Genomic DNA, 18,066 nt, shown 5'->3' with positions numbered 1-18,066 from the left:
CTCTTTCAGGAGGATCTCATGCGGCTTCTGCCACACATCGCACTTTCCCTCGTCGTTGCCATCATGGCCGGAACCCTGGTCACCCAGGCTTTCTCGGCCATCATCCAGACGATGGAAGAACAGGAATCGCTGCTGCTGACCCGCGTCCGCAGCTTCTGATCTCCGACACACACTCGAAACCCCACGGGGGCGTGCTTCACGTCCCATGGTGGGGCGTGGTGTCCGCCTCCCATGCCAAGCGCCAAGGAGGCGCATCATCATGCGAGACAACAAGAACTCCCTTGCTGCGGCGTTCGTCGCCGCACTGCTCACGATCTACGTGCTCTACCTCGTGGCTGCCACGCTGTTGGCCCACAAGCAGGTGGACGTGAACCAGTCCATGCAGGAGAAAGCCCTGCTCATGGCCCAGTGTGACCAGGAGGAACAGGGCTTTGGCTATGTGCCGCGCAAGCCGGGCGAGCCCGACCCTTGCGAGCGGTTCCGCCAGAAATCCGCTCCCGTCGCTCAGCCGTCCGATACGGACATTGCGGCAGAGTGACCTGAGCTAACCGTCACAAACCCCAAGGGGGCGCCAATGCCCCTTGCGGGGTGAATGGCGCCCTCTCCTTACGATGAGAGGGATAGAACATGGGCGAAGTCGTTTCGCTGCAGCCCCGGATCGCGTTTCCGGAGGCGGCTAAGGATTACGGTCTGACCGAGCAGGTCTGGCGGGTGCTGGTGGAATCCACCTTCCCGTCGGCCAAGACCGCGGAGGGCGTCCTGCTCGCCGTGGCCTACTGCAAGGCCCGCAATCTCGACATCATGAAGCGGCCGGTGAGCATCGTTCCGATGTACAACCGGTCGCTCAAGCGAGACGTGGAAACCGTCTGGCCGGGTGTCAATGAACTCCAGATCACGGCGTCCCGCACCGGCTTTTGGGCTGGTATGGAACCCGCCGTCTTCGGTCCGAAGGTCACGGTCGAGCTGTCGGGCTTCGTTGGCCCCAAGAACGACCGAAAAGAGGAGACAGTCGTCGTCACGTACCCGGAATGGTGCGAGGTCACGGTCTACCGCCTTGTCGGCGGGGTCCGCTGCCCCTTCACGGAACGGGTCTACTGGACGGAGACCTATTCTCGCGCCGGCTACAAGAGCGTGCTGCCCACGGACATGTGGGTGAAGCGGCCCAAGGGCCAGCTTGCCAAGTGCGCCAAAGCCGCGTCCCTGCGTGCCGCCTTCCCTGAGGAGTGCGGCTACAGCGCGGAGGAAATGGCTGGGAAGGTCATCGAAGCCGATGAGGCCGATCTTCCGCGCCGTTCCAAGCGTGGAGCGCAAGGAGGAACCATCGTCGACATCAACCCGAAGACCGGGGAGATGATCGATGATGAGCCGGAGCGTGAGCCTGACCTGTCCCAGGTCAGCGACGACGTGAAGGCGAAGGTTGCCAAGCTGGTCCGCCGTGCGGTCCCGAATGGCGCCTGGCAGGCAGCCCAGAGCTACGCCGCCGAAAACTTCAAGGACAACGACCTGGCCTATGCCCGGTCCGTCCTGAAGCGGGAGGAGAAGTTCCAGACCATCACCCCGATGGTGCGGACGAACGTCGAGCAGCTGATCCAACGTGCCGGCACTGCCGGTAACTGGAACGCCGCTCGCGGGTACCTGTCGAAGCTCAAGGATGACGGGAAGCTGACCGAACTCGAATACGAGTTCACGGTTTCCGAGGTCGACCTGGCTGAGAGGGCTGCCACTCTTCCCATGAAGGAATCCGCCTGAGCGGGTCCACTGATCGTCCATCCCTGACGGGGCGCATTCGTGTCCCGGTATGGGGATGCATGCGCCTCGTCCGGGAGTCCACGGTTCCCAACCACAGGTGCATCCATGATGATCCTGACCAAGAAACCCCTCGAGGACGATCCCGGCTCCTCGCGCATCCCTGCGCCTGGAAGGGTCTTCTCCTTCGAGGAGATTGCCACTGACGCCTTGCGCGCTGCTGGCGTCACCGAACTCCGGCCGATGTCTGGAGACCAACTCGCACGCAACTACGGTGAGCGATGATGGCCCAGAAAAGCCAACTGGTCCTGAGCCTGGATGCAAACCAGCTCGGGATCTACATGGCCTTGCTGGAGGAGGGCATCCATGCCTTCGCCCGCAACGCCTTCGCGCTTCCGCCAGACCGTGGTCTGGAACTGGAGCGTATGCTGAGCATCGTCGATTTCGGCATCGAGATCACCGAGGCGATCAAGCAGCACAATCAATCGAGCGGTTCCGTTCAGGCATTCTGACCGGCCCGCCGACGACATCCCCACCGGGGCGCTTTCCGCCCTGGACAGGGGGAGTGCGCCTGAAACGAGGTGCAGCATGAAGATCGTCAACGTCCGTCAGGGCTCGGCCGAATGGCTGGCCTGGCGCGACAAGGGCGTGTCGGCCTCCGACATGGCCATCATCCTCGGCCTCTCTCCCTACAAGTCGCTCTGGCGGCTGTGGGCGGAAAAGGCCGGGGTCGTTCCGCCGGAGGATCTGAGCGGAAACATGTTTGTCGCCCACGGCAAACGCAGCGAGCCTGCCGTTCGGCGCTGGTTCGAGAGCAAGCACGACACCATGCTGCTCCCGGCCTGCGCGGAAAGCAGCGACACTCCCATCATCCGGGCCTCCTTCGACGGCCTTTCGGACGACGGCATCCCCGTCGAGCTGAAGGCGCCTTCGGACGCGGTGTTCGATGATGTGGTGGCGCTGCGGGAGGACGCGGACGCTTACCGCCTCTACGCCTGCCAGGTGCAGACCCAGATCTACGTGTCCGGAATGGACCACGGGTATCTGGTGTTCGGCCGGGTGGTCGAGACGGAGACGGGCGAGCTTGTGGTCGAGGAGGCGCTGGAGTTCCGGATTGACCGGGATGAGGCCTTCGTCGCCACGATGATCCAGAAGGCAACGGCGTTCATGGACGCTGTGGCCAGGAAGAAGGAGCCCGCCAAGGACCCCGCCCGTGACCTCTACGCTCCCCTGTCCGACACGGACCAGGCTGCGTGGAACGCCGCGGCTGCGGAGTACAAGGCGGCGGAGGCAGAGATCGAGGCTCTCAAGGCCAGGATCACCGAGCAGAAGGCCAAGCAGGACGACGCTGAGAAGCGGATGGTCACGCTGATGGGCCAGTTCGCTCAGGCCGACGCCGGCGGCATCCAGATCAAGCGGTACCTGCAGAAGGGCAACGTAAACTACACGACCTTCCTCGCGGACCGTAAGATCAACGTCAGCGAACAGGATCTGGACAAGTACCGGGGCGCCACGCAAGAGCGCGTCAAGGTGACGATCCAGAAGCCGAAGAAAGCTGACACCCCAACACCTCTGCTCACACCGGCTGTCGCCGCCGAGTAAGAGGAACGTCTTTCGAAATCTTCCCCACAGGGGCGCAGGCATGCTCCCCTCCAGGGGCATGGTGCGCCCCGATCTTGCAATGAAAAGGGCGCATCATGACGACGACGAAGATGTTTTCTGTAAAGGACACGTTTGGTCTTGCCAACGCTCCGGCCAGCTATGTGGTCGAGGGGTTCGCGGATGCCTCGCATCCCCTGATCCCGCGCGTTGACGATCTGTACGTGTTCGACCGCGTGCTGCTGCGCGACGTGCTTGCCTTCCTGGCCGAGCCTATGGGCGACGCCATGTGGATCGGCGGGCCGTATGGGGCGGGCAAGACCTCCTTGCCGACCCAGACCTTCGCGCGGCTCAACTGGCCGGCTCTTGTGTTCTCGTGGCACAAACGCCGGGAGTTCGCGGATCTCGTCGGTCATCAGGCCATCATGAACGGGCAAACCCAGTTCGTGCATGGACCGCTGCCGATCGCGATGAAGAACGGTTACGCCCTCGTCATCAACGAGGCTGATCGTGGCGATGCCGGTGAGCTGGTGGGCCTGAACGACATTCTCGAAGGATCGCCCCTGGTGATCCCCGAGACCAATGAGGTGATCCACGCCCACCCGAAGTTCCGGCTGTTCGTTACGGCGAACAGCATGGGGTCGGGTGATGCGTCGGGCCTCTATGCGACCAGCATCCAGATCCTTGATCCGGCCTTCCTGGACCGGTTCCGCTTTGTCAGCGTGAACTACCTCAGGCCGGAGATCGAGGAGGACATCCTGGAGAAGGTCGCACCGAAGCTGCCGGAGCTGATCCGGGAGAACATGGTGAAGGTCGCCAACGAAGTCCGCCGCCTCTTCATCGGGGGCTCGGACGGTGGCGCTGAGCTGTCGCTCACCATGTCCACCCGCTCGCTCCTGCGCTGGGCGCGGTTGACCATCGCGTTCAAGGGTGCGCCCAACGCGGTCGGCTACGCTCTCGAGCGTGCGCTGACCAACCGGGCGGAACCGGAACAGCGCGAGGCGATCCACCGGATCGCCGCCGATGTGTTCGGTGACCAGTGGGACGCGGCCAATGGCTAACCCCACCACCACGCAAGAGCAGCGCTACCTGCTGGCCCGGTTCACCCGGGCCAATGGGTCCTCCAAGGACTGGGCCATCGCCGTCATCGACGGCGAGGTCTATGTCCGACACGGAAAGACGGAAGCGTCGATGCCGAGGAAGCAGCTGGACAGGAAGGGGCTACCAGCCCTTTCCGATGCCAGACGCCGCCTCCAGGAGCAGATCGACCAGGTCTATGACGTCCTGGGCACCTGCACCTTCGATGCCGAAGGCAAGGTCGGGCGGATCGATCACGACCGCCACGCCGAAATCCCGGTGCATGCGGATCAGCCCGCTTCGGCCCGCCCGCAAGGCGAAGCCGACATCTACTTCGAGGTGAAGTCCGCCAGTTGGCAGGCTCTCTTCGCGGTGATGGAAGCGGCCTACGAGCGCCTGTCGCCGCACTACGAGTGCCGCTGGGTCACCCGCCAGGGTGTGCCCACCGGCGTTCCGAAAATCGAGGGTTGGACCCTGACCTTCGATGGCCACAACGGCACCGGCCAGGTCCGGCACAGCGGCTCGCTCCGGCGGGTCAATGGTGTCGGAGCCCTGCTGTTCCTGCTGACCATGCGGCACCTCGCGTCTGACGGCGTGGAGGTGCGGGTGGTCAAGGCGGACGGCGGCGAGATCGCCAAGGATCTGCGCAAGGAGGAGAGCCTGCTCTCCACCTTCGAATCCTCGGTCGAGCTGGTCACCGCCGCAGCGGAAGACGCCGGTCTGATCCCGAAACGGATCAAGCTGTCCCAGGTCGATACCGGACAGGCCGACTACTGGTTCTGAGCGGGCCTTCGGGTCCGCTCATCCACCTGAAAATCTGAACCCCACGGGGGCGCGGAACACTTCGCACCCCCTCGGGGGGAGAAGTGTGTCCGCGCCTCTCTTTGCCATGAGAGGCACGAACATGAAGTTGCTGAACAAGGTCGACATCATCGCCATCAACGTCTCGATCTGGTCGGGCCGCAAGCGGCTCCGCGCCGAGGATCTGAAGCTTGGTGTCGGTGGTGAGCTGCCCAGCGAGGATGTCGCCAGCCTTGGCTCCAAGAAGGTCATGGACCCGGAGCGGCTGAACGTCTTCCTGAAACTGAGAAAGCAGATGGACCGCAATCTCGATGCGGTCGGCATCCGCTTCCTTGGAGGCTATGCCATCCCCCGCGACAAGACCGAGGCGGTCTCGGAGGCACTGAACCGGATCGTCCAGGAGTTCCGGGACGAAAAGGCCAAGTTCCTTGGCGAGTACGACGTCGCGGTCGAGGAGTGGATCACCAAGCACCCGAGCTTTGAGGATCAGCTGCGGCGGGCCGTCGAGCCCGTCAATGAGATCAGCAACCGGCTCTGGTGCGACTACAGCACCTACCGGATCACGCCGGCCGACAACAGCGGCTCGCTGGATCGGGAGGTGCAGAGAATGGGCAACCAGCTTTTGCATGAGGTCGCCCGAGAGGCCAACGAACTCTACGAGTCTTCGGTGGCTTCCAGGTCCGAGCAAGCCTTGCACCCTCGCGGCGTCGCCTCCGGGCTGCGGCGCATGAGGGAGAAGCTGGACGGCCTGTCCTTTCTGGACGGCGCCGTGGCACCGATGGTGGCGACGATCGACGCGTTGGTCAGTCGCCTGCCGGAAAAGGTCAAGATCGAAGGCGCTCTCTACCACGAGACGGTCTCCACGATCCTGATCCTGTCCGACCCGGACAAGATCCGGGCCCACGCCGCCAGCCACGCCGCCGTCAGCGGTGTTGCTGGGCTCTTCGCTCCGGAGACGGACGAAGAGGATAGCGCGGTCCTGGACGAGGACGAAGGCGAGGCCGAGGACCGGGAGGATGGCCAGGACGAGGCGGCAACGCCAACCCCTGCGCCGCTGCCTGCCGTGGCCGCTCCCGTCGTGACGGCGAGCGCCACTGCCCAAGCCGCACTCGACTTCTCGATGTTCGACGACCTCTTCGCCGACGCCGGTGCGCAAGCACCGGTCGGGAACCAGGCGGCAGCCGAGGAGCCCAGCTCCACGGACACCGCTCCGGTCACCGACACCGCTCCGGTCGAAGAGACGGCACCGGCCGAACCTCCCGCTTCCGAACCCGCACCGGCTCCTGTGGTCGAGGCGGCTCCGGTAGAGGAGATGGCCGTACCGGTCGAAGCGAAAGCCGAGGAGCCTGTCCCTGAGGCTGAAGCCAAGCCCGTTGCCGAACCGGCACCGGTCGAAGCGCAGGCTGAGGAGGACGAGGTGGAGCCTGCCGGGCCTGTCCCGGCCATGGCGCCGGTCGTTCAGACCGAGGTCATGGAGTCCTTCTACTTCTAACCCAACCCAAGGCGGGGGAGCACTTCTCCCCCGCCAAGGGGGGCTCCCTTCGCCCCCCAGGCGAAAGGCAAAGCATCATGTCTCTGACGCTCACAAAGCCCACCGGCGCCGACATGGCACCCGCCAAGTCGGCGCCCCGGGCAAAGGTCCGCACCCTCTACAACGCCCTGCCCATCGTGGCGTCGGCGCTGGGTGCCAAGTTCGGGTTGCAGGTCATTGTCTCGGGCAACGAGATGAAGACCGATGGCAAGCGCATCTATGTGCCTGCCTTCGACCCGGAGGACCCCGAATTGCGTGAACTCGCCTTCGGCGTGATCGCGCACGAAGCCTATGTCCATGTCAGACGGACGGACTTCGGCGTCTACGAGGAAGCCGCCCGTGGCGTACTTCCTCCTGGACGCACCGAGGCTCAACGCGTCATGCGCAAGCGGCTTCTCAACGTCTTCGACGACCTCTCCGGGGAGTACGCCCTGTTCCAGGAGTATCCGGGGACGCGCAAGACCATTAACGCGGTCCTCAACTATCTCCTGGTTCGGGGGATGATGTCGGCCGTGAGCAAGGATGAGCATCCGGCAAAGGCCCTCTTCGGCTATTGCCTGCTGCGCGGCCGAGCCAGCGTGCTCGATCAGAAGCTCCTCGCCGGAGTGGCTGACGAGTCCGAGGTGGTCGTGTCGGGCATGTTCCCGGCCGGCGCCATGGTGCGGCTCAACGCGCTCATCTCCGAGGCACGCTATCTCGAAACCACGCGAGACTGCCTCAACCACGCGGACCTCGTTCTCGACATGCTTGAGGAAGAGGAGGAAAAGGCCCGCCAGCAGCCCCCACAGCAATCGCAACAGGGGCAGCAGGGCGACGATCAGGACCAGGACGACCAGCAACAGCAGGGTGGTTCGGGCTCCGGGTCAGGATCTGACGAGGACGACGATGCCGATGGGAGCGGCGGTGGCGACACCGACGATGACCAGCAGGGCAGCGACACCTCCAAGGGCTCCACGTCCAAGGACGCCGGCGACGGCGACGAGGATGGGGAGGACGAACACGCCAGCAGCGGCGGCGGCAGTGATGCCGACGGCGAGGATGGCGATGAAGAGGACGACCAGGACACCGATGGTGCGGCGTCTGACTCTGACGGCGACGGTGATACCGGCGACGGCTCGGATCAGGACGACGGCCAGGACGGGTCCGAGGACAGCAAGAGTGGCGGCTCTTCGTGCGACATGGACGGCGACGATGAGGGCGACGGCAGCGATGCCGGCGGCCAGGACGACGCTGACGGCGAGGATGAGAGCGGCGGCTCGGGTGAAAGCTCCTCGGGCTCTGAACAGGGTGGCGCCTACGATCCCAAGGGTGCTGACGCAATCGCGGAAGCTCTCTCGGCATCAGAGGATGAGGCCGGCTCGGAGGATCTCTTCCACCAGGCGGCCCAGGAACTCTCCAAGAACGCCGCAAAGGCGCCGATCACCAGCCGGGTGCCAGCGATGGCGCAACCCCAGACGGTGGAAGGCAATCCGCTCCTTGGACAGGGGATCGTCTCCCGTGTCCGGACCACGAGCGGACGGGTTCGCGCCCAACTGCAGGGTCTGGTGCAAGCCAGCCAGCGGGAGGACGAGGTGACCCGCCGGCGCGGACGTGCGGTGGATGGCCGGAAGATCGCCCGTGTAGCCATGGGTGACACCCGTGTCTTCACGCAACGCACGGACAAGATCGCCCCCAACGCTGCCATCCACATCCTCGTGGATCGGAGCGGCAGCATGGTGGCGCAGGTTGCCGCAGGCGGAGCTGGACAAGTCCGGAACCGCCTGGACGTGGCGATCGACAGCGCCGTGGCGCTGGCGACGGCTCTCGAAGCCATCGCGGGCGTCAACCCGGCGATCACCGCCTTCCCGGCGGCACGCTCGGACTACGAAACCGATCCTCACCGCGCCATCGGCGTCCTGCCTCTCCTGAAGCATGGACAGAAGGTGCGGCAGGTGATCGGCAACTTCGCGATCCGGCCAAACGGCGGCACCCCGCTGGCGGAAGCCATGTGGTACGCCGCGGCTCAGCTGGTCAACACCACCAAGGAAGAGCGCAAGCTTCTCCTGGTCGTGACCGACGGCGAGCCCAACAACGCGCCCCAGGTCCTCGACATGGTGCAGCGTTGCCAAGCCTCGGGCATCGAGCTGATCGGCATCGGGATCCAGATCGACCGTGTGAGGGAGCTTTTCCCGACCGCGGTGGTGATCCAGGACATCTCGCAGCTGAGAACCGCGCTGTTCGAGATCACGCGCAAGGCCCTGACGGCGGCTGCCTGACGGCACACCCGCCACAATCCAGCAAACCCCGAGGGGGAGCACCGCTCCCTCACGGGCGGTCTCCCCCTCTCATTCCGAGAGGATCTCATGGAGACCCTGGAGAAAGTGATGCTCTCCGCCGTGGCCTTCCTGGCGGTCGTGCTCCTCCGGCTCCTGTTCAGGGAGTTCCGGGAGTACGACCCGCAGCAGGCCACGGAGGAGGTGCTTCGGCGCCTGTTCGGGCGTCGCAAAAAGGATGTGGCTCGCGAGCCCAAGCTTCCGACCCTGTCCGTCCCTCCCGCTCAGGGAGGCCGGAAGGGACGGCTGGTTAGCGTGTTTGCCGAGGCGGCGTTCGACGCTCCGCGCAAGCTCGCTGCCTGGTCGGCCTGGGTCCGGGACAGCAGCAAGACGGTCCAGCGGACCGGAATGCTGGAAGGGCACATCCACACCCGCGACCATGCGGCGCTCGAAGCCCTGTCCAAGGGCATCGACCTTGCCGTGTCCGAGTTCGGAATAGGGGCCGGTGACTCCATCGTGGCGCAATCCGCGAGCGAGCATGCGGTCGATGTCCTATCCGGACGGAAGGTACTGCGGGAAAACCGCACGGACGAAGCCGCCACACTGGCGGCCGTGAAGACGGCGCTGGACGGAAAGGGGATCACCCTGACCGCCAAGCACGTCCACGACCCCGGCGGCGACATCAACAAGCGCTATCGGGCGTCTGTGCTGGCCGAAGGCAAGGCGCAGCGTGCCCTTGCCACCCATCTCGCCACAAGCGAGGCGGGTGAGGGCAGGACCAAGCGGGCATAGGCTCGGGCGAGATGCCCAGGTCCATGTCTGACCAGAAACCCCAGGAAGGCCGCTCCCTCTTGGGAGCATCGGCCTTCCCCTTCTTCCTTGGAGAGGATGCAACGACCATGAAAGCCATCGACACACTCGAAACGGCCAAGCGGCTGCGTGCCGCAGGGCTACCAGAGGAGCAAGCCGAGGCGCTGACCTATGTGCTCGCCGAAATTCGAGAGCAGCAAGCCGCTGCAATCGGCGAGCATGACGCGGAACGGGGAACCGTCGATCTTGTAAGCAAGATCAGCCGTATAGAACACGATCGGGATCGTATCAAACAGGATCTGGATCGCACAAAGCAGGATCTGGATCGCACAAAACAGGACCTAGGTCGCAAGATTGAAAGCCTGAAAGTGGATCATCAGAGCAAGATCAACGCGTTGGAAACAGCCAGGGCGACTGACACCTCAGTGTGGAGGTTTCTGGTTGGCTTCTCCGTGCTGATCGCCGCTTATACGGTCATCCTGAAAGCCACGTGAGCCAAATGCCTTGTCCATTCTGGACAGGGCTTTTCTGAACCCAATAGGGGAGGTCGCTCCCCGTTGGGGAACATCCGGCCTCCCCCTTCCATTAAGAGGGAAACGAGATAAGATGAAGGCCATGGATACACTAGCCACGGTCAAGCGGCTTCGGGCCGCCGGATTGAATGAGGAGCAGGCGGAGGCGCTTACGAGCGTCATCGCTGAATCCATCGAAGCCGGTGCGGCAACGAAGGCCGACCTCAAGGAGGCTACGGTCGCTCTTGAACGCAAGATCGAGACCGGACTGTCCACGCTCGAGCATAAGATCGAAGCGGTGCGGCTCGATTTTCGGGCTGAGCTGCAAAAGGAGATGCGGCAGCAAACCATAACGCTGACCGTACTTATCGGCGGTATCGTCTCGCTCCTCGTGGCGCTGGATCGTCTCCTCCCGGCTCTGGGAAGCGCGATCCAGTAGGGAGCCGCCTGAACTCTGAACGGAGCGCCTGCTAAAGGCCCTCCATCCAAATGACCCGGAGGGGATGCCATTCCCTTCCAGGGGAGTGGCATGCCTCCGCTTGGCTGCGGAGTGCCGCCATGAAAGCTCTCACGCTGCCGGTGACCCCAGCATCCCAACTGACCGGCTCCTCGGTCCTTTGCCGTCCCAGGTTGGTGGACCGGGTGGCAGACGAAGGTCTCGCGTGCGAGGCCCTGGGCCGACCGAAGGAGCGGCAGCTTAACCTCGCCGGGATGTGGTTCACGGAGTACGTGGATCACGTCGACGAAGCAATGATGGCCCTCTGGAACATCGACAGCTTCGATGCCCAGATGGACCCGGATGTCCTCTCCCAGGCGCTCGACGACGGCATCACGCCGCTGGAGATCGCATTGCGCTGGGGATACGAGAACGGGCGACACGCCCCGTGAACTGGGGTGCCTGTAGGCACCCCTCCCTCAACACCGAACCCTCATGCGGGAGGCTCTCTCCCGTGTGGGATTGAGCCTTCCCACCGCATTCAGGAGACATCATGGACGTTCACTTCACAGGCCTCGACGCAACCCAGGTGCTCTGGCTGACGAACCTGCTCAGCACGGGCTCCCATCGGCTGCGCACGCGGGGTCAGGAGTACGATTCCATTGAACCTGGCTCGGTGCTGGGCTCGATCCTGACCGACACCGCCGCTTTCGGCGAGGCCATCGCCCAGCAGCTCGTGGAGCAAAGCCGTCCGGAAGGGCGGCCTGCACCAGAGCAGCTGGTGGTGAACCTCAATCCGAAGCCGACGAACGTCGTTCGGGTGAAGTTCGGCTGAGCAAACCCTTCAACCCCACGGGGAGGTATCTCCCCAATGGGGAGAGCCGTCCCGTCTGTCAGGAATGGACATGGGAAAGACCAGAACCGTGACCGTGGTGGCGGACGCCAGCTTCGACGAAAGATCGAAGCTGGCCGGGTTCGCCGTCTGGGTCACTGAGGAAGCCGTGTCGCGCCAAATCAGCGGGCACGTTTCCGTCAAAGACAGCTGCGAGGCGGAGTTGGCAGCGCTCGGCAACGGCATTGTGTATGCCATCCGGACGCTTCATCTCGCCCCTGGCGACGTCATCATCGTGCGGTCCGACAATCAGCACGCCTCCGGGCTGTTGTGCGGCTGGACCAAGCCAAGAGAGGACCGACCGGGCGATCTGGCCCTAGCGGGGTGGGTACGGAAGGTGGTCCGCAAACGTGGGATCATCCTTCGCTCCTGGCACCTGGAAGGGCACCAGGGCGACCGGACCGTCGACGCGGCGATCCAGGGCTGGTGCGACAGCACGGCCCGCGCTGCCCTCTCGATGGCGCGCGTGGAAGGCCTTCGGTCGCAGGCTGCGGCCTGATTCGGCCGAATGGCTGAAATGGAAAGGGGGAGCGCATTGCGCTCCCCCGTTTCGTTCAGCAAGTAGGCAAAAGGCTCAGCCGATCACCGCTTTGGACGGTAGGTCGTGCCAAGCCCGATCTCCCGTGCCAGAACGGCTCGTCTCTTGCTGTAATTCGGCGCGGTGAAGGGATAGTTCGCCGGAAGGCTCCAACGAGCCCGGTATTCGTCAGGGATCAGCCCGTGATCGGTCAAAAGGTGTCGGCGCAGCATCTTGGCCTTTTTCCCACACTCAAGGCAGACGATATGATCTGGCGTCACGCTCTTTTTTATGGGCACTGCTGGTTCAGCGGCCTCCGCAATGTCCTCAGGTGTAGTTCCTTTCTCAATATCAGTTAACGCTGTGTAGACAGAATGGATCAGGGAAGAGAGTTCATTTGGAGCAACCGGATTGTTGCTCACATATTGTTTGACGATGAGAGCGGTAGTATTACGAAGGTCGATTCCCATGGCGTCAGCGCCCTCAAAGATTGCACAGGCTCAGTGTGCAGAGTGGCGCTTCACGGTCAATGAACGAATTGCGACAAAAAGTGTTTCGGATAAGACATCCGGCGCAACTAGAATAACAATCCGCGTGCACAATAATTCGCGTTCGCATAACAAAATGTCATGGGTAGGCGGGCATAACGCCAGTGTCTTTTTTCACAACGTTTTGGACAGCGGCCTCTGCAGCCTCACGGCTGGAAGCGCTACCCTCGTGCAAGGTGTCACTCACCTTGCAAAGGACGCTCCAACACCAGCGACCACGTTCGAACCGGGACGGGAAGATTTCGGCGCTCCAGCTGCTGCCCCTCATGCGATAGCCACCATCATGACGGCCCTCGGCATCCTTCGACGGTTCCCAGTTAATTGCACTGCCAAGCTCACGTTTCTATCCGACATAGCTAGAGCGACGTGCTTGGAGAAGCAACTCGCCAAGGAGGTCTAAACCCTGATCGTTCCCCACATTTTTCTCGGCGCTTGTCACGCCTCATCCCACGCACCTCATGAGAGTGTCTGCCCTGCTCTTCGGCTACAGATGGGCCTGTTCTGGGATTTCGGCCTTGGAAGGAGAAATGCGGCGGGAGACCGCATTGGGCGCCGGGACGCAGTGCTGGCCGAGTGAATTGTGGGGACGATCAACTCTAAACCTCGCAAAAAAAGGAAGAGTTAAAGTGCGAAACGGGACGGATACGCGTCGATGGAGTCGCAGCGGAGCCGGCGAGATTGGTTAAAATCTTAAGCAATTCGAAATAAGCGAGAGGAGATTATTCGGTCCAACAGACCCTCGGACAGAGCGAAAAATGAGCAATATCCTTGATCGCGTTAGCATCAGCGCAAAGATTTATGCGGTAGTGACCTTTATGGCAGCAATTGCCGCCACGATCGGAGCGATGGGCTTCATTGGTATAGAAACCTATGATGAGCGAGTTGACGAAATCCAATATCGATCTGAAAGGGCTCTGCTTGCGGAACAGGTGAATGGGCTTATCTTCAAAATCGTGATGGACTCTCGCGGAGTGTATGCGGCCGATACTCCCGAACAGGCCACTCCATACGCCAAAGCCATTTTGAGTTCCACGAAGTTTATGGATGAGCGTTTGGAAGTATGGGAACGTTCACTCCCTGATGACCGCAAGACGGAGTTTCAGGAGGTCCGTAAAAACGCTCGAGAGTTCTTTGCCATCCGCAATGAGGTTGCTCGCCTCGGGATGGAGGTGGACACGAAGGCAGCCCGGGCACATGGCGACAATCCTGCGTCGGTTGCTAACCGCAAGGCTTTGGGGCTGGTTATGGAGGAGCGTTCCAAGCAGAGCATGGATGCTATCCAACAGGCAAATGATGCTCTAGCGGACTTCAATAGGCTCATGACAACGCTCATGCTGGTTATTGGCATTGGCGGGATCGCGCTTGCGGTCCTGGTAAGCGTTTTGATCGCCCGGTCCGGCATTGCACGCCCGATCACCGGCATCACAGACACCATGTCGCGCTTGGCCGCCGGTGACACCGCGGTAGCCATTCCGGGAACCGAGCGTGGCGACGAGATCGGCGGCATGGCCAAGGCGGTGGAGGTCTTCAAGCAGAACGCCATCGAGCGGGCGCGCATGGAGGCTGCGGAAGCGGCCGAGCGTCTGGCCAAGGAACGGCGCAACACCGAGATTGAGACGCTGGTCCGAGATTTCGACCAGAACGTCATGGGCATTCTGCGCACCGTGTCCTCGGCGGCGACCGAACTCGACGCGACGGCTCAGAGCATGTCGCGAACGGCGGAAATGACCAACGGACAGGCGGCCAGCACGGCGGCTGCGGCTGAACAGGCATCGGCCAACGTGCAGACGGTGGCGGCGGCATCGGAGGAACTGTCCTCGTCGATTTCTGAGATCAGCAGCCAAGTGTCGCGTTCCACCATGATCGCCGGAACGGCGGTTACGGAAGCGGAGCACACCAACGAGCGGATCAAGGGGCTGGTCGACCAGGCGCAACGCATTGGCGACGTGGTGAAGTTGATCAGTGACATCGCCAGCCAGACCAACCTGCTGGCACTGAACGCGACCATTGAGGCAGCGCGGGCCGGGGAAGCCGGTAAGGGATTCGCGGTCGTGGCGAGCGAGGTGAAGAGCCTTGCCAATCAGACGGCCAAGGCCACTGACGAGATCGCCCAGCAGATCTCTGCGATGCAGGCGGCGACCGGCGAGGCAGCCTCGGCCATCAGCGGCATCGGCAGCACCATTCTATCGATCAATGAGATCGCGACCAGCATCGCATCGGCCATTGAGGAGCAGGGTGCCGCCACCGGCGAGATCGCCCGCAACGTCCAGGAGGCTGCCCGCAGCACCGAGGTGGTCACAAACAACATCACGGACGTCAGCCGTGGCGCCACTCAGACCGGCTCGGCGGCCACTCAGGTGCTGGGTGCGGCTGGCGAGCTATCCCGCCAGTCCGAGATGCTGAAGGGGGAGGTAGAGCGCTTCCTCACCGGGATTCGCGCCGCCTAACCGTGGGCAAGGGGATAGGGCCGGTGAAGCCGCTCCTGTCCCCTCCGCCAAGCCGTAGCATAGTGGTTTTTTGGCTAGCCACCCCTTTCGATATCGTCTAGACTCAACGCACTTTGAACCGCCTGCTTGATGCGACGGTTTGGAGGACACCTCCGGTCTCCGGTGGTGTTCATGGCCTAGCTAGGGTCTAAAAATAGCGTGAAAGCTAGTCGCCATCGCGCGGCAGCACCCCCGCCGGACCAAGCTCCGGCACAATCTTTCCCAACGGGAGCCAGTCTCCCGTCAGGGGAGATATGCGCTCCCTCCTTTCCAGAGAGGGAACCATGGCGCACACCCCAAGCCTCGGCGAGCTTTTCGTAACCTACGAAGTCTTCGACCCTGGCGAAAATGTCATTTGGGACGCTCAGCGAACCGCTCAGCCCACGGGGGTCTTCTCCAAGGCCGAGCTCTTCCGCAAGCTTCAAGGCGAGTACGGGCGCTGCATTGGAGAATGCGGCACTCACCTCGACGACACCCGCGAATGCCGGCAGTCTGGCTGGATCTTCTCGAAGACCCACCGCTACCTGCAGGGCGAGCTGCACGTCGAGCAGACCTCTGTGGAGGTCTTCACCTTGACCGAAGCCGGCCTCAAGCCGGTCCTCGGACCCATTTGCGGTCAATTCCTCGAATAACGTGTGACAGGAGCTATCCCATGCGCACGTTCGTCCTTTTGGTCGCCGTGGCGGCCCTGAGTGGCTGCACGCCCTTCATGATCATCATGATCTGACCGGGCTGGCAGTGTTCAAAGATCCGCCTCACGCGGGTCGGTCAGATACGGCCAGGGGCCAAGATCCTGCCTACCAAGGCTCGGTCGCCTGTGGTCCCGCTGGGGAGAGTGTCTCCCCGGACGTGGGACTCCCTCTCCCTGGCATTGCGTCTCGTCCACACACCGCCATTCCGGAGATCCGCCATGCCCACCTGGACCTATTCCGTTCTGGACGCCCAGGACACCGCTCTGTCCGTTCGTGACATCCTGGCCAGCACCAGCCCCGTGCTGAGGCTTGTCCGGGATTACGAGAAGGATGGAGCTAAGGTCAGCCGCACCGTCACCACGTTCGACGTGGAGGACTTCGGCGGCAACCACGCCAAGCGCAATGTCGAGTGCTTCCATCTGAGCAGCCGCGTGCTGAATCACGATGGAGCGATCAAGACCGCGGGAACGCTTGTGACGTTCCTGAGCAAGTTGCGCGACCTCGCGCCGCAGAACCCCGCAACCGCCCTGGAAGTGCTCCAGAAAGGCGAGTTGACGGAGGCGCTCTCGGCGATGACGGACACCCTGAAGGCCGCCGGCGCCAGCCAGTGCGGCGTCAGGCATTGACGGTTTTCCACCAACCCAACCGGGGAGCTTGATCCCCGCTGGGGCAGGTCTCTCCGCAGCCATGAGGAGAGAGCCATGCAGGCCGGAAAACGTGCACCGCCTCTGGCGGGCAAAGATTCACCCCCTCCGCCGTCCTGGGACGATTGGGACGTCTTCGCCATGCGCGAGACGCTTCTGGTCGAGACCATGGCCGCGGCGGTCGATGGGCGAAGCGCAACAAGCACCCGGGCCAAGGCCTGGGCGTGGATCGAAGCCAACGACGAACACCCCTTCTCGTTTCGGGTGTGCGCGCTGGCGATGGGAGCGGACCCGGAGCAACTCCGGGCAATGTTCCGCGACACGGCGGTCAGGCTGGGCCTGATCGCTTCCTGAAACCACAAGGACCCCAGCGGGGATGCTGCATCCCCGCCGGGGGAGAGCCGTGTCCCCGCTTGGTGTCGATAGGAGCAGATCGTGAGCAAACTCGAAGCTGAAGTTGTTCGCAAGGCCGCGCAGGAGCGTGGCTGGATGGACATCCACGACAAGCTGATCCGCGGCAAGCTGGACGGCCGGATCTTTCAGAAGGCCCCTGGCAAGGGACGCTCGGCGTGCCCCATCCATGGGACCAGCCAGAGAAATGGACGGGGTGACGGGTTCCGGTTCTTCCGGGACGCCGAGACCTCGGGTGGTGGTGTGTGCAACACCTGCGGCAAGTATGGGGACGGCTTTGCGCTGCTGATGGCGGTGCATGGCTGGAGCTTCCAGGAGGCGCTGGGAGAGGTTGCACGCGTGCTGGGGATCGAGGAGGGGCGTGGCCGCAACCGCGCCCCCCTGCCGCCCCGCAGCCGCCCCAAAGCGGAGCCCAAGGCCCGCAACGACAGCTACATCCGGGGCCTGCTGCGTCGGGCCTGGATGGAATCCGTCCCCTTGAGCGATCCTTCGGCCGCTCCGGCGCTGCGCTACTTGATGCGGCGTCGGCTTTCGGTCGAACCCCTGGCGGAGCTGAAGAACTTCCGCTTCCACCCGGCCCTCGACTATGTCGATGAGGACGGCGTGGTGGTCGGCCAGTTCCCGGCGCTGCTGATGGGCGTGTCGGACGCTCTCGGGCGAGCGGCGACCATGCACCGCACCTACCTGTCCCACACGGGAGAGAAGGCCGCGGTGGATGAGCCGAAGAAGCTGTTCCCGCTGCCCAACGACCGCGCGCTGATCACCTCGATCCCGCATCCCCGTTTTCAGGAGATGATGGTCGAGGCGGGCGGGTACATCCGCATGGGCGAGCCGCAGAACGGTGTGCTGGGTGTTGCAGAGGGCTTTGAAACGGCCTTGTCGATCCACCTGGCGACCGGCATGACGGTGTGGCCGTGCGTCTCGGCCGATCTCCTCGAGCGGTTTGTTCCGCCCGAGGGGGTTGAGCAGCTGGTGATCTGGGGTGACCTGGATCGCAGCGGCCGAGGTCGGGACGCGGCTCAATGTACTGCGGCCCGGAAATGAGACAGGCGACTGCGCCTGTTCAGGCGGCCAAGGGTAGCCCGGCTTCGGAGGGCCGATCAACCCGGAGT

Annotated in this window: 22 protein-coding genes; 21 read left to right on the top strand and 1 reads right to left on the bottom strand. The window is 63.3% G+C overall.

Translation table 11 applies throughout. The features are described 5' to 3' along the window. Positions 1-18 precede the first annotated feature (18 nt). From JUB11_RS28205 to JUB11_RS28130, 16 genes are all read left to right on the top strand, one after another. Complete coding sequence (locus JUB11_RS28205; RefSeq protein WP_207462131.1) at positions 19-159, top strand: hypothetical protein; 141 nt, start codon at positions 19-21, stop codon at positions 157-159. A 100-nt stretch (positions 160-259) separates the two neighbouring features. Then, positions 260-538: a hypothetical protein gene (locus tag JUB11_RS28200; protein WP_207462130.1), complete on the top strand. Its 279-nt coding sequence runs from the start codon at positions 260-262 to the stop codon at positions 536-538. 89 nt (positions 539-627) lie between these two features. After that, entirely contained in the window at positions 628-1,749 is a 1,122-nt protein-coding gene (gene bet / locus JUB11_RS28195) for a phage recombination protein Bet (RefSeq protein WP_207462129.1), read from the top strand. Between the two features lie 105 nt (positions 1,750-1,854). Then, entirely contained in the window at positions 1,855-2,031 is a 177-nt protein-coding gene (locus JUB11_RS28190) for a hypothetical protein (RefSeq protein ID WP_207462128.1), read from the top strand. After that, entirely contained in the window at positions 2,028-2,258 is a 231-nt protein-coding gene (locus tag JUB11_RS28185; RefSeq protein WP_207462127.1) for a hypothetical protein, read from the top strand. Before JUB11_RS28190 ends, JUB11_RS28185 begins: the two co-directional genes overlap by 4 nt. 76 nt (positions 2,259-2,334) lie before the next feature. Next, the gene (locus JUB11_RS28180) at positions 2,335-3,348 is read left to right on the top strand and encodes a lambda-exonuclease family protein (RefSeq protein ID WP_207462126.1); all 1,014 of its coding nucleotides are present in this window, start codon (positions 2,335-2,337) and stop codon (positions 3,346-3,348) included. Positions 3,349-3,443: 95 nt separating this feature from the next. Next, positions 3,444-4,406 carry a CbbQ/NirQ/NorQ C-terminal domain-containing protein gene (locus tag JUB11_RS28175; RefSeq protein ID WP_207462125.1) on the top strand — a complete coding sequence of 321 codons (963 nt, stop codon included), beginning with the start codon at positions 3,444-3,446 and terminating at the stop codon, positions 4,404-4,406. Then, entirely contained in the window at positions 4,399-5,205 is an 807-nt protein-coding gene (locus tag JUB11_RS28170) for a hypothetical protein (RefSeq protein WP_207462124.1), read from the top strand. Before JUB11_RS28175 ends, JUB11_RS28170 begins: the two co-directional genes overlap by 8 nt. Before the next feature lie 121 nt (positions 5,206-5,326). After that, entirely contained in the window at positions 5,327-6,715 is a 1,389-nt protein-coding gene (locus tag JUB11_RS28165; RefSeq protein WP_207462123.1) for a DUF3150 domain-containing protein, read from the top strand. 77 nt (positions 6,716-6,792) lie between these two features. Next, on the top strand, positions 6,793-9,009 hold the full coding sequence (locus tag JUB11_RS28160; RefSeq protein WP_207462122.1) for a VWA domain-containing protein: 2,217 nt from the start codon (positions 6,793-6,795) through the stop codon (positions 9,007-9,009). A gap of 87 nt (positions 9,010-9,096) precedes the next feature. Continuing rightward, positions 9,097-9,798, top strand: coding sequence for a hypothetical protein (locus JUB11_RS28155; protein ID WP_207462121.1), 702 nt, complete (start codon positions 9,097-9,099; stop codon positions 9,796-9,798). A 107-nt stretch (positions 9,799-9,905) separates the two neighbouring features. Continuing rightward, positions 9,906-10,310, top strand: coding sequence for a hypothetical protein (locus JUB11_RS28150; protein ID WP_207462120.1), 405 nt, complete (start codon positions 9,906-9,908; stop codon positions 10,308-10,310). Positions 10,311-10,422: 112 nt separating this feature from the next. Beyond that, on the top strand, positions 10,423-10,767 hold the full coding sequence (locus tag JUB11_RS28145; RefSeq protein ID WP_207462119.1) for a hypothetical protein: 345 nt from the start codon (positions 10,423-10,425) through the stop codon (positions 10,765-10,767). Positions 10,768-10,886: 119 nt separating this feature from the next. Further along, on the top strand, positions 10,887-11,216 hold the full coding sequence (locus JUB11_RS28140; protein WP_207462118.1) for a hypothetical protein: 330 nt from the start codon (positions 10,887-10,889) through the stop codon (positions 11,214-11,216). A 101-nt stretch (positions 11,217-11,317) separates the two neighbouring features. Then, a complete protein-coding gene (locus tag JUB11_RS28135; protein ID WP_207462117.1) occupies positions 11,318-11,599 on the top strand; it encodes a hypothetical protein in 282 nt (93 codons plus the stop codon). Positions 11,600-11,669: 70 nt separating this feature from the next. Beyond that, positions 11,670-12,155: a hypothetical protein gene (locus JUB11_RS28130; RefSeq protein WP_207462116.1), complete on the top strand. Its 486-nt coding sequence runs from the start codon at positions 11,670-11,672 to the stop codon at positions 12,153-12,155. 83 nt (positions 12,156-12,238) lie between these two features. On the opposite strand, the gene JUB11_RS28125 is transcribed toward JUB11_RS28130, so the two are convergent. Beyond that, positions 12,239-12,643: a MucR family transcriptional regulator gene (locus JUB11_RS28125; protein WP_207462115.1), complete on the bottom strand. Its 405-nt coding sequence runs from the start codon at positions 12,641-12,643 to the stop codon at positions 12,239-12,241. A gap of 833 nt (positions 12,644-13,476) precedes the next feature. Here JUB11_RS28125 and JUB11_RS28120 point away from each other — a divergent pair. The 5 genes from JUB11_RS28120 to JUB11_RS28100 all read left to right on the top strand — a co-directional run bounded on the left by JUB11_RS28120 (position 13,477) and on the right by JUB11_RS28100 (position 17,998). After that, on the top strand, positions 13,477-15,168 hold the full coding sequence (locus JUB11_RS28120) for a methyl-accepting chemotaxis protein (protein WP_207462114.1): 1,692 nt from the start codon (positions 13,477-13,479) through the stop codon (positions 15,166-15,168). A 323-nt stretch (positions 15,169-15,491) separates the two neighbouring features. Then, positions 15,492-15,839, top strand: a complete 348-nt coding sequence (locus JUB11_RS28115; RefSeq protein ID WP_207462113.1) for a hypothetical protein — start codon at positions 15,492-15,494, stop codon at positions 15,837-15,839. Positions 15,840-16,117: 278 nt separating this feature from the next. After that, positions 16,118-16,525 (top strand): hypothetical protein, encoded by a 408-nt coding sequence (locus tag JUB11_RS28110; RefSeq protein WP_207462112.1) that lies wholly within the window; start codon positions 16,118-16,120, stop codon positions 16,523-16,525. Between the two features lie 75 nt (positions 16,526-16,600). Next, positions 16,601-16,897 carry a hypothetical protein gene (locus JUB11_RS28105; protein WP_207462111.1) on the top strand — a complete coding sequence of 99 codons (297 nt, stop codon included), beginning with the start codon at positions 16,601-16,603 and terminating at the stop codon, positions 16,895-16,897. An 81-nt stretch (positions 16,898-16,978) separates the two neighbouring features. Further along, entirely contained in the window at positions 16,979-17,998 is a 1,020-nt protein-coding gene (locus JUB11_RS28100; protein ID WP_207462110.1) for a toprim domain-containing protein, read from the top strand. Positions 17,999-18,066 lie beyond the last annotated feature (68 nt).

Origin of the sequence: Azospirillum sp. SYSU D00513, from assembly GCF_017356015.1 — a bacterium.
Classification (GTDB): Bacteria; Pseudomonadota; Alphaproteobacteria; order Azospirillales; family Azospirillaceae; genus Azospirillum.
Note: the sequence above shows the minus strand (reverse complement) of the source record. Positions and strands in the feature narration are given on the sequence as shown.

Coding starts and splice junctions, on each gene's coding strand:
- JUB11_RS28205 (WP_207462131.1), top strand. CDS start 19: ATGCGGCTTCTGCCACACATCGCACTTTCCCTCGTCGTTGCCATCATG.
- JUB11_RS28200 (WP_207462130.1), top strand. CDS start 260: ATGCGAGACAACAAGAACTCCCTTGCTGCGGCGTTCGTCGCCGCACTG.
- bet (WP_207462129.1), top strand. CDS start 628: ATGGGCGAAGTCGTTTCGCTGCAGCCCCGGATCGCGTTTCCGGAGGCG.
- JUB11_RS28190 (WP_207462128.1), top strand. CDS start 1,855: ATGATGATCCTGACCAAGAAACCCCTCGAGGACGATCCCGGCTCCTCG.
- JUB11_RS28185 (WP_207462127.1), top strand. CDS start 2,028: ATGATGGCCCAGAAAAGCCAACTGGTCCTGAGCCTGGATGCAAACCAG.
- JUB11_RS28180 (WP_207462126.1), top strand. CDS start 2,335: ATGAAGATCGTCAACGTCCGTCAGGGCTCGGCCGAATGGCTGGCCTGG.
- JUB11_RS28175 (WP_207462125.1), top strand. CDS start 3,444: ATGACGACGACGAAGATGTTTTCTGTAAAGGACACGTTTGGTCTTGCC.
- JUB11_RS28170 (WP_207462124.1), top strand. CDS start 4,399: ATGGCTAACCCCACCACCACGCAAGAGCAGCGCTACCTGCTGGCCCGG.
- JUB11_RS28165 (WP_207462123.1), top strand. CDS start 5,327: ATGAAGTTGCTGAACAAGGTCGACATCATCGCCATCAACGTCTCGATC.
- JUB11_RS28160 (WP_207462122.1), top strand. CDS start 6,793: ATGTCTCTGACGCTCACAAAGCCCACCGGCGCCGACATGGCACCCGCC.
- JUB11_RS28155 (WP_207462121.1), top strand. CDS start 9,097: ATGGAGACCCTGGAGAAAGTGATGCTCTCCGCCGTGGCCTTCCTGGCG.
- JUB11_RS28150 (WP_207462120.1), top strand. CDS start 9,906: ATGAAAGCCATCGACACACTCGAAACGGCCAAGCGGCTGCGTGCCGCA.
- JUB11_RS28145 (WP_207462119.1), top strand. CDS start 10,423: ATGAAGGCCATGGATACACTAGCCACGGTCAAGCGGCTTCGGGCCGCC.
- JUB11_RS28140 (WP_207462118.1), top strand. CDS start 10,887: ATGAAAGCTCTCACGCTGCCGGTGACCCCAGCATCCCAACTGACCGGC.
- JUB11_RS28135 (WP_207462117.1), top strand. CDS start 11,318: ATGGACGTTCACTTCACAGGCCTCGACGCAACCCAGGTGCTCTGGCTG.
- JUB11_RS28130 (WP_207462116.1), top strand. CDS start 11,670: ATGGGAAAGACCAGAACCGTGACCGTGGTGGCGGACGCCAGCTTCGAC.
- JUB11_RS28125 (WP_207462115.1), bottom strand. CDS start 12,643: ATGGGAATCGACCTTCGTAATACTACCGCTCTCATCGTCAAACAATAT.
- JUB11_RS28120 (WP_207462114.1), top strand. CDS start 13,477: ATGAGCAATATCCTTGATCGCGTTAGCATCAGCGCAAAGATTTATGCG.
- JUB11_RS28115 (WP_207462113.1), top strand. CDS start 15,492: ATGGCGCACACCCCAAGCCTCGGCGAGCTTTTCGTAACCTACGAAGTC.
- JUB11_RS28110 (WP_207462112.1), top strand. CDS start 16,118: ATGCCCACCTGGACCTATTCCGTTCTGGACGCCCAGGACACCGCTCTG.
- JUB11_RS28105 (WP_207462111.1), top strand. CDS start 16,601: ATGCAGGCCGGAAAACGTGCACCGCCTCTGGCGGGCAAAGATTCACCC.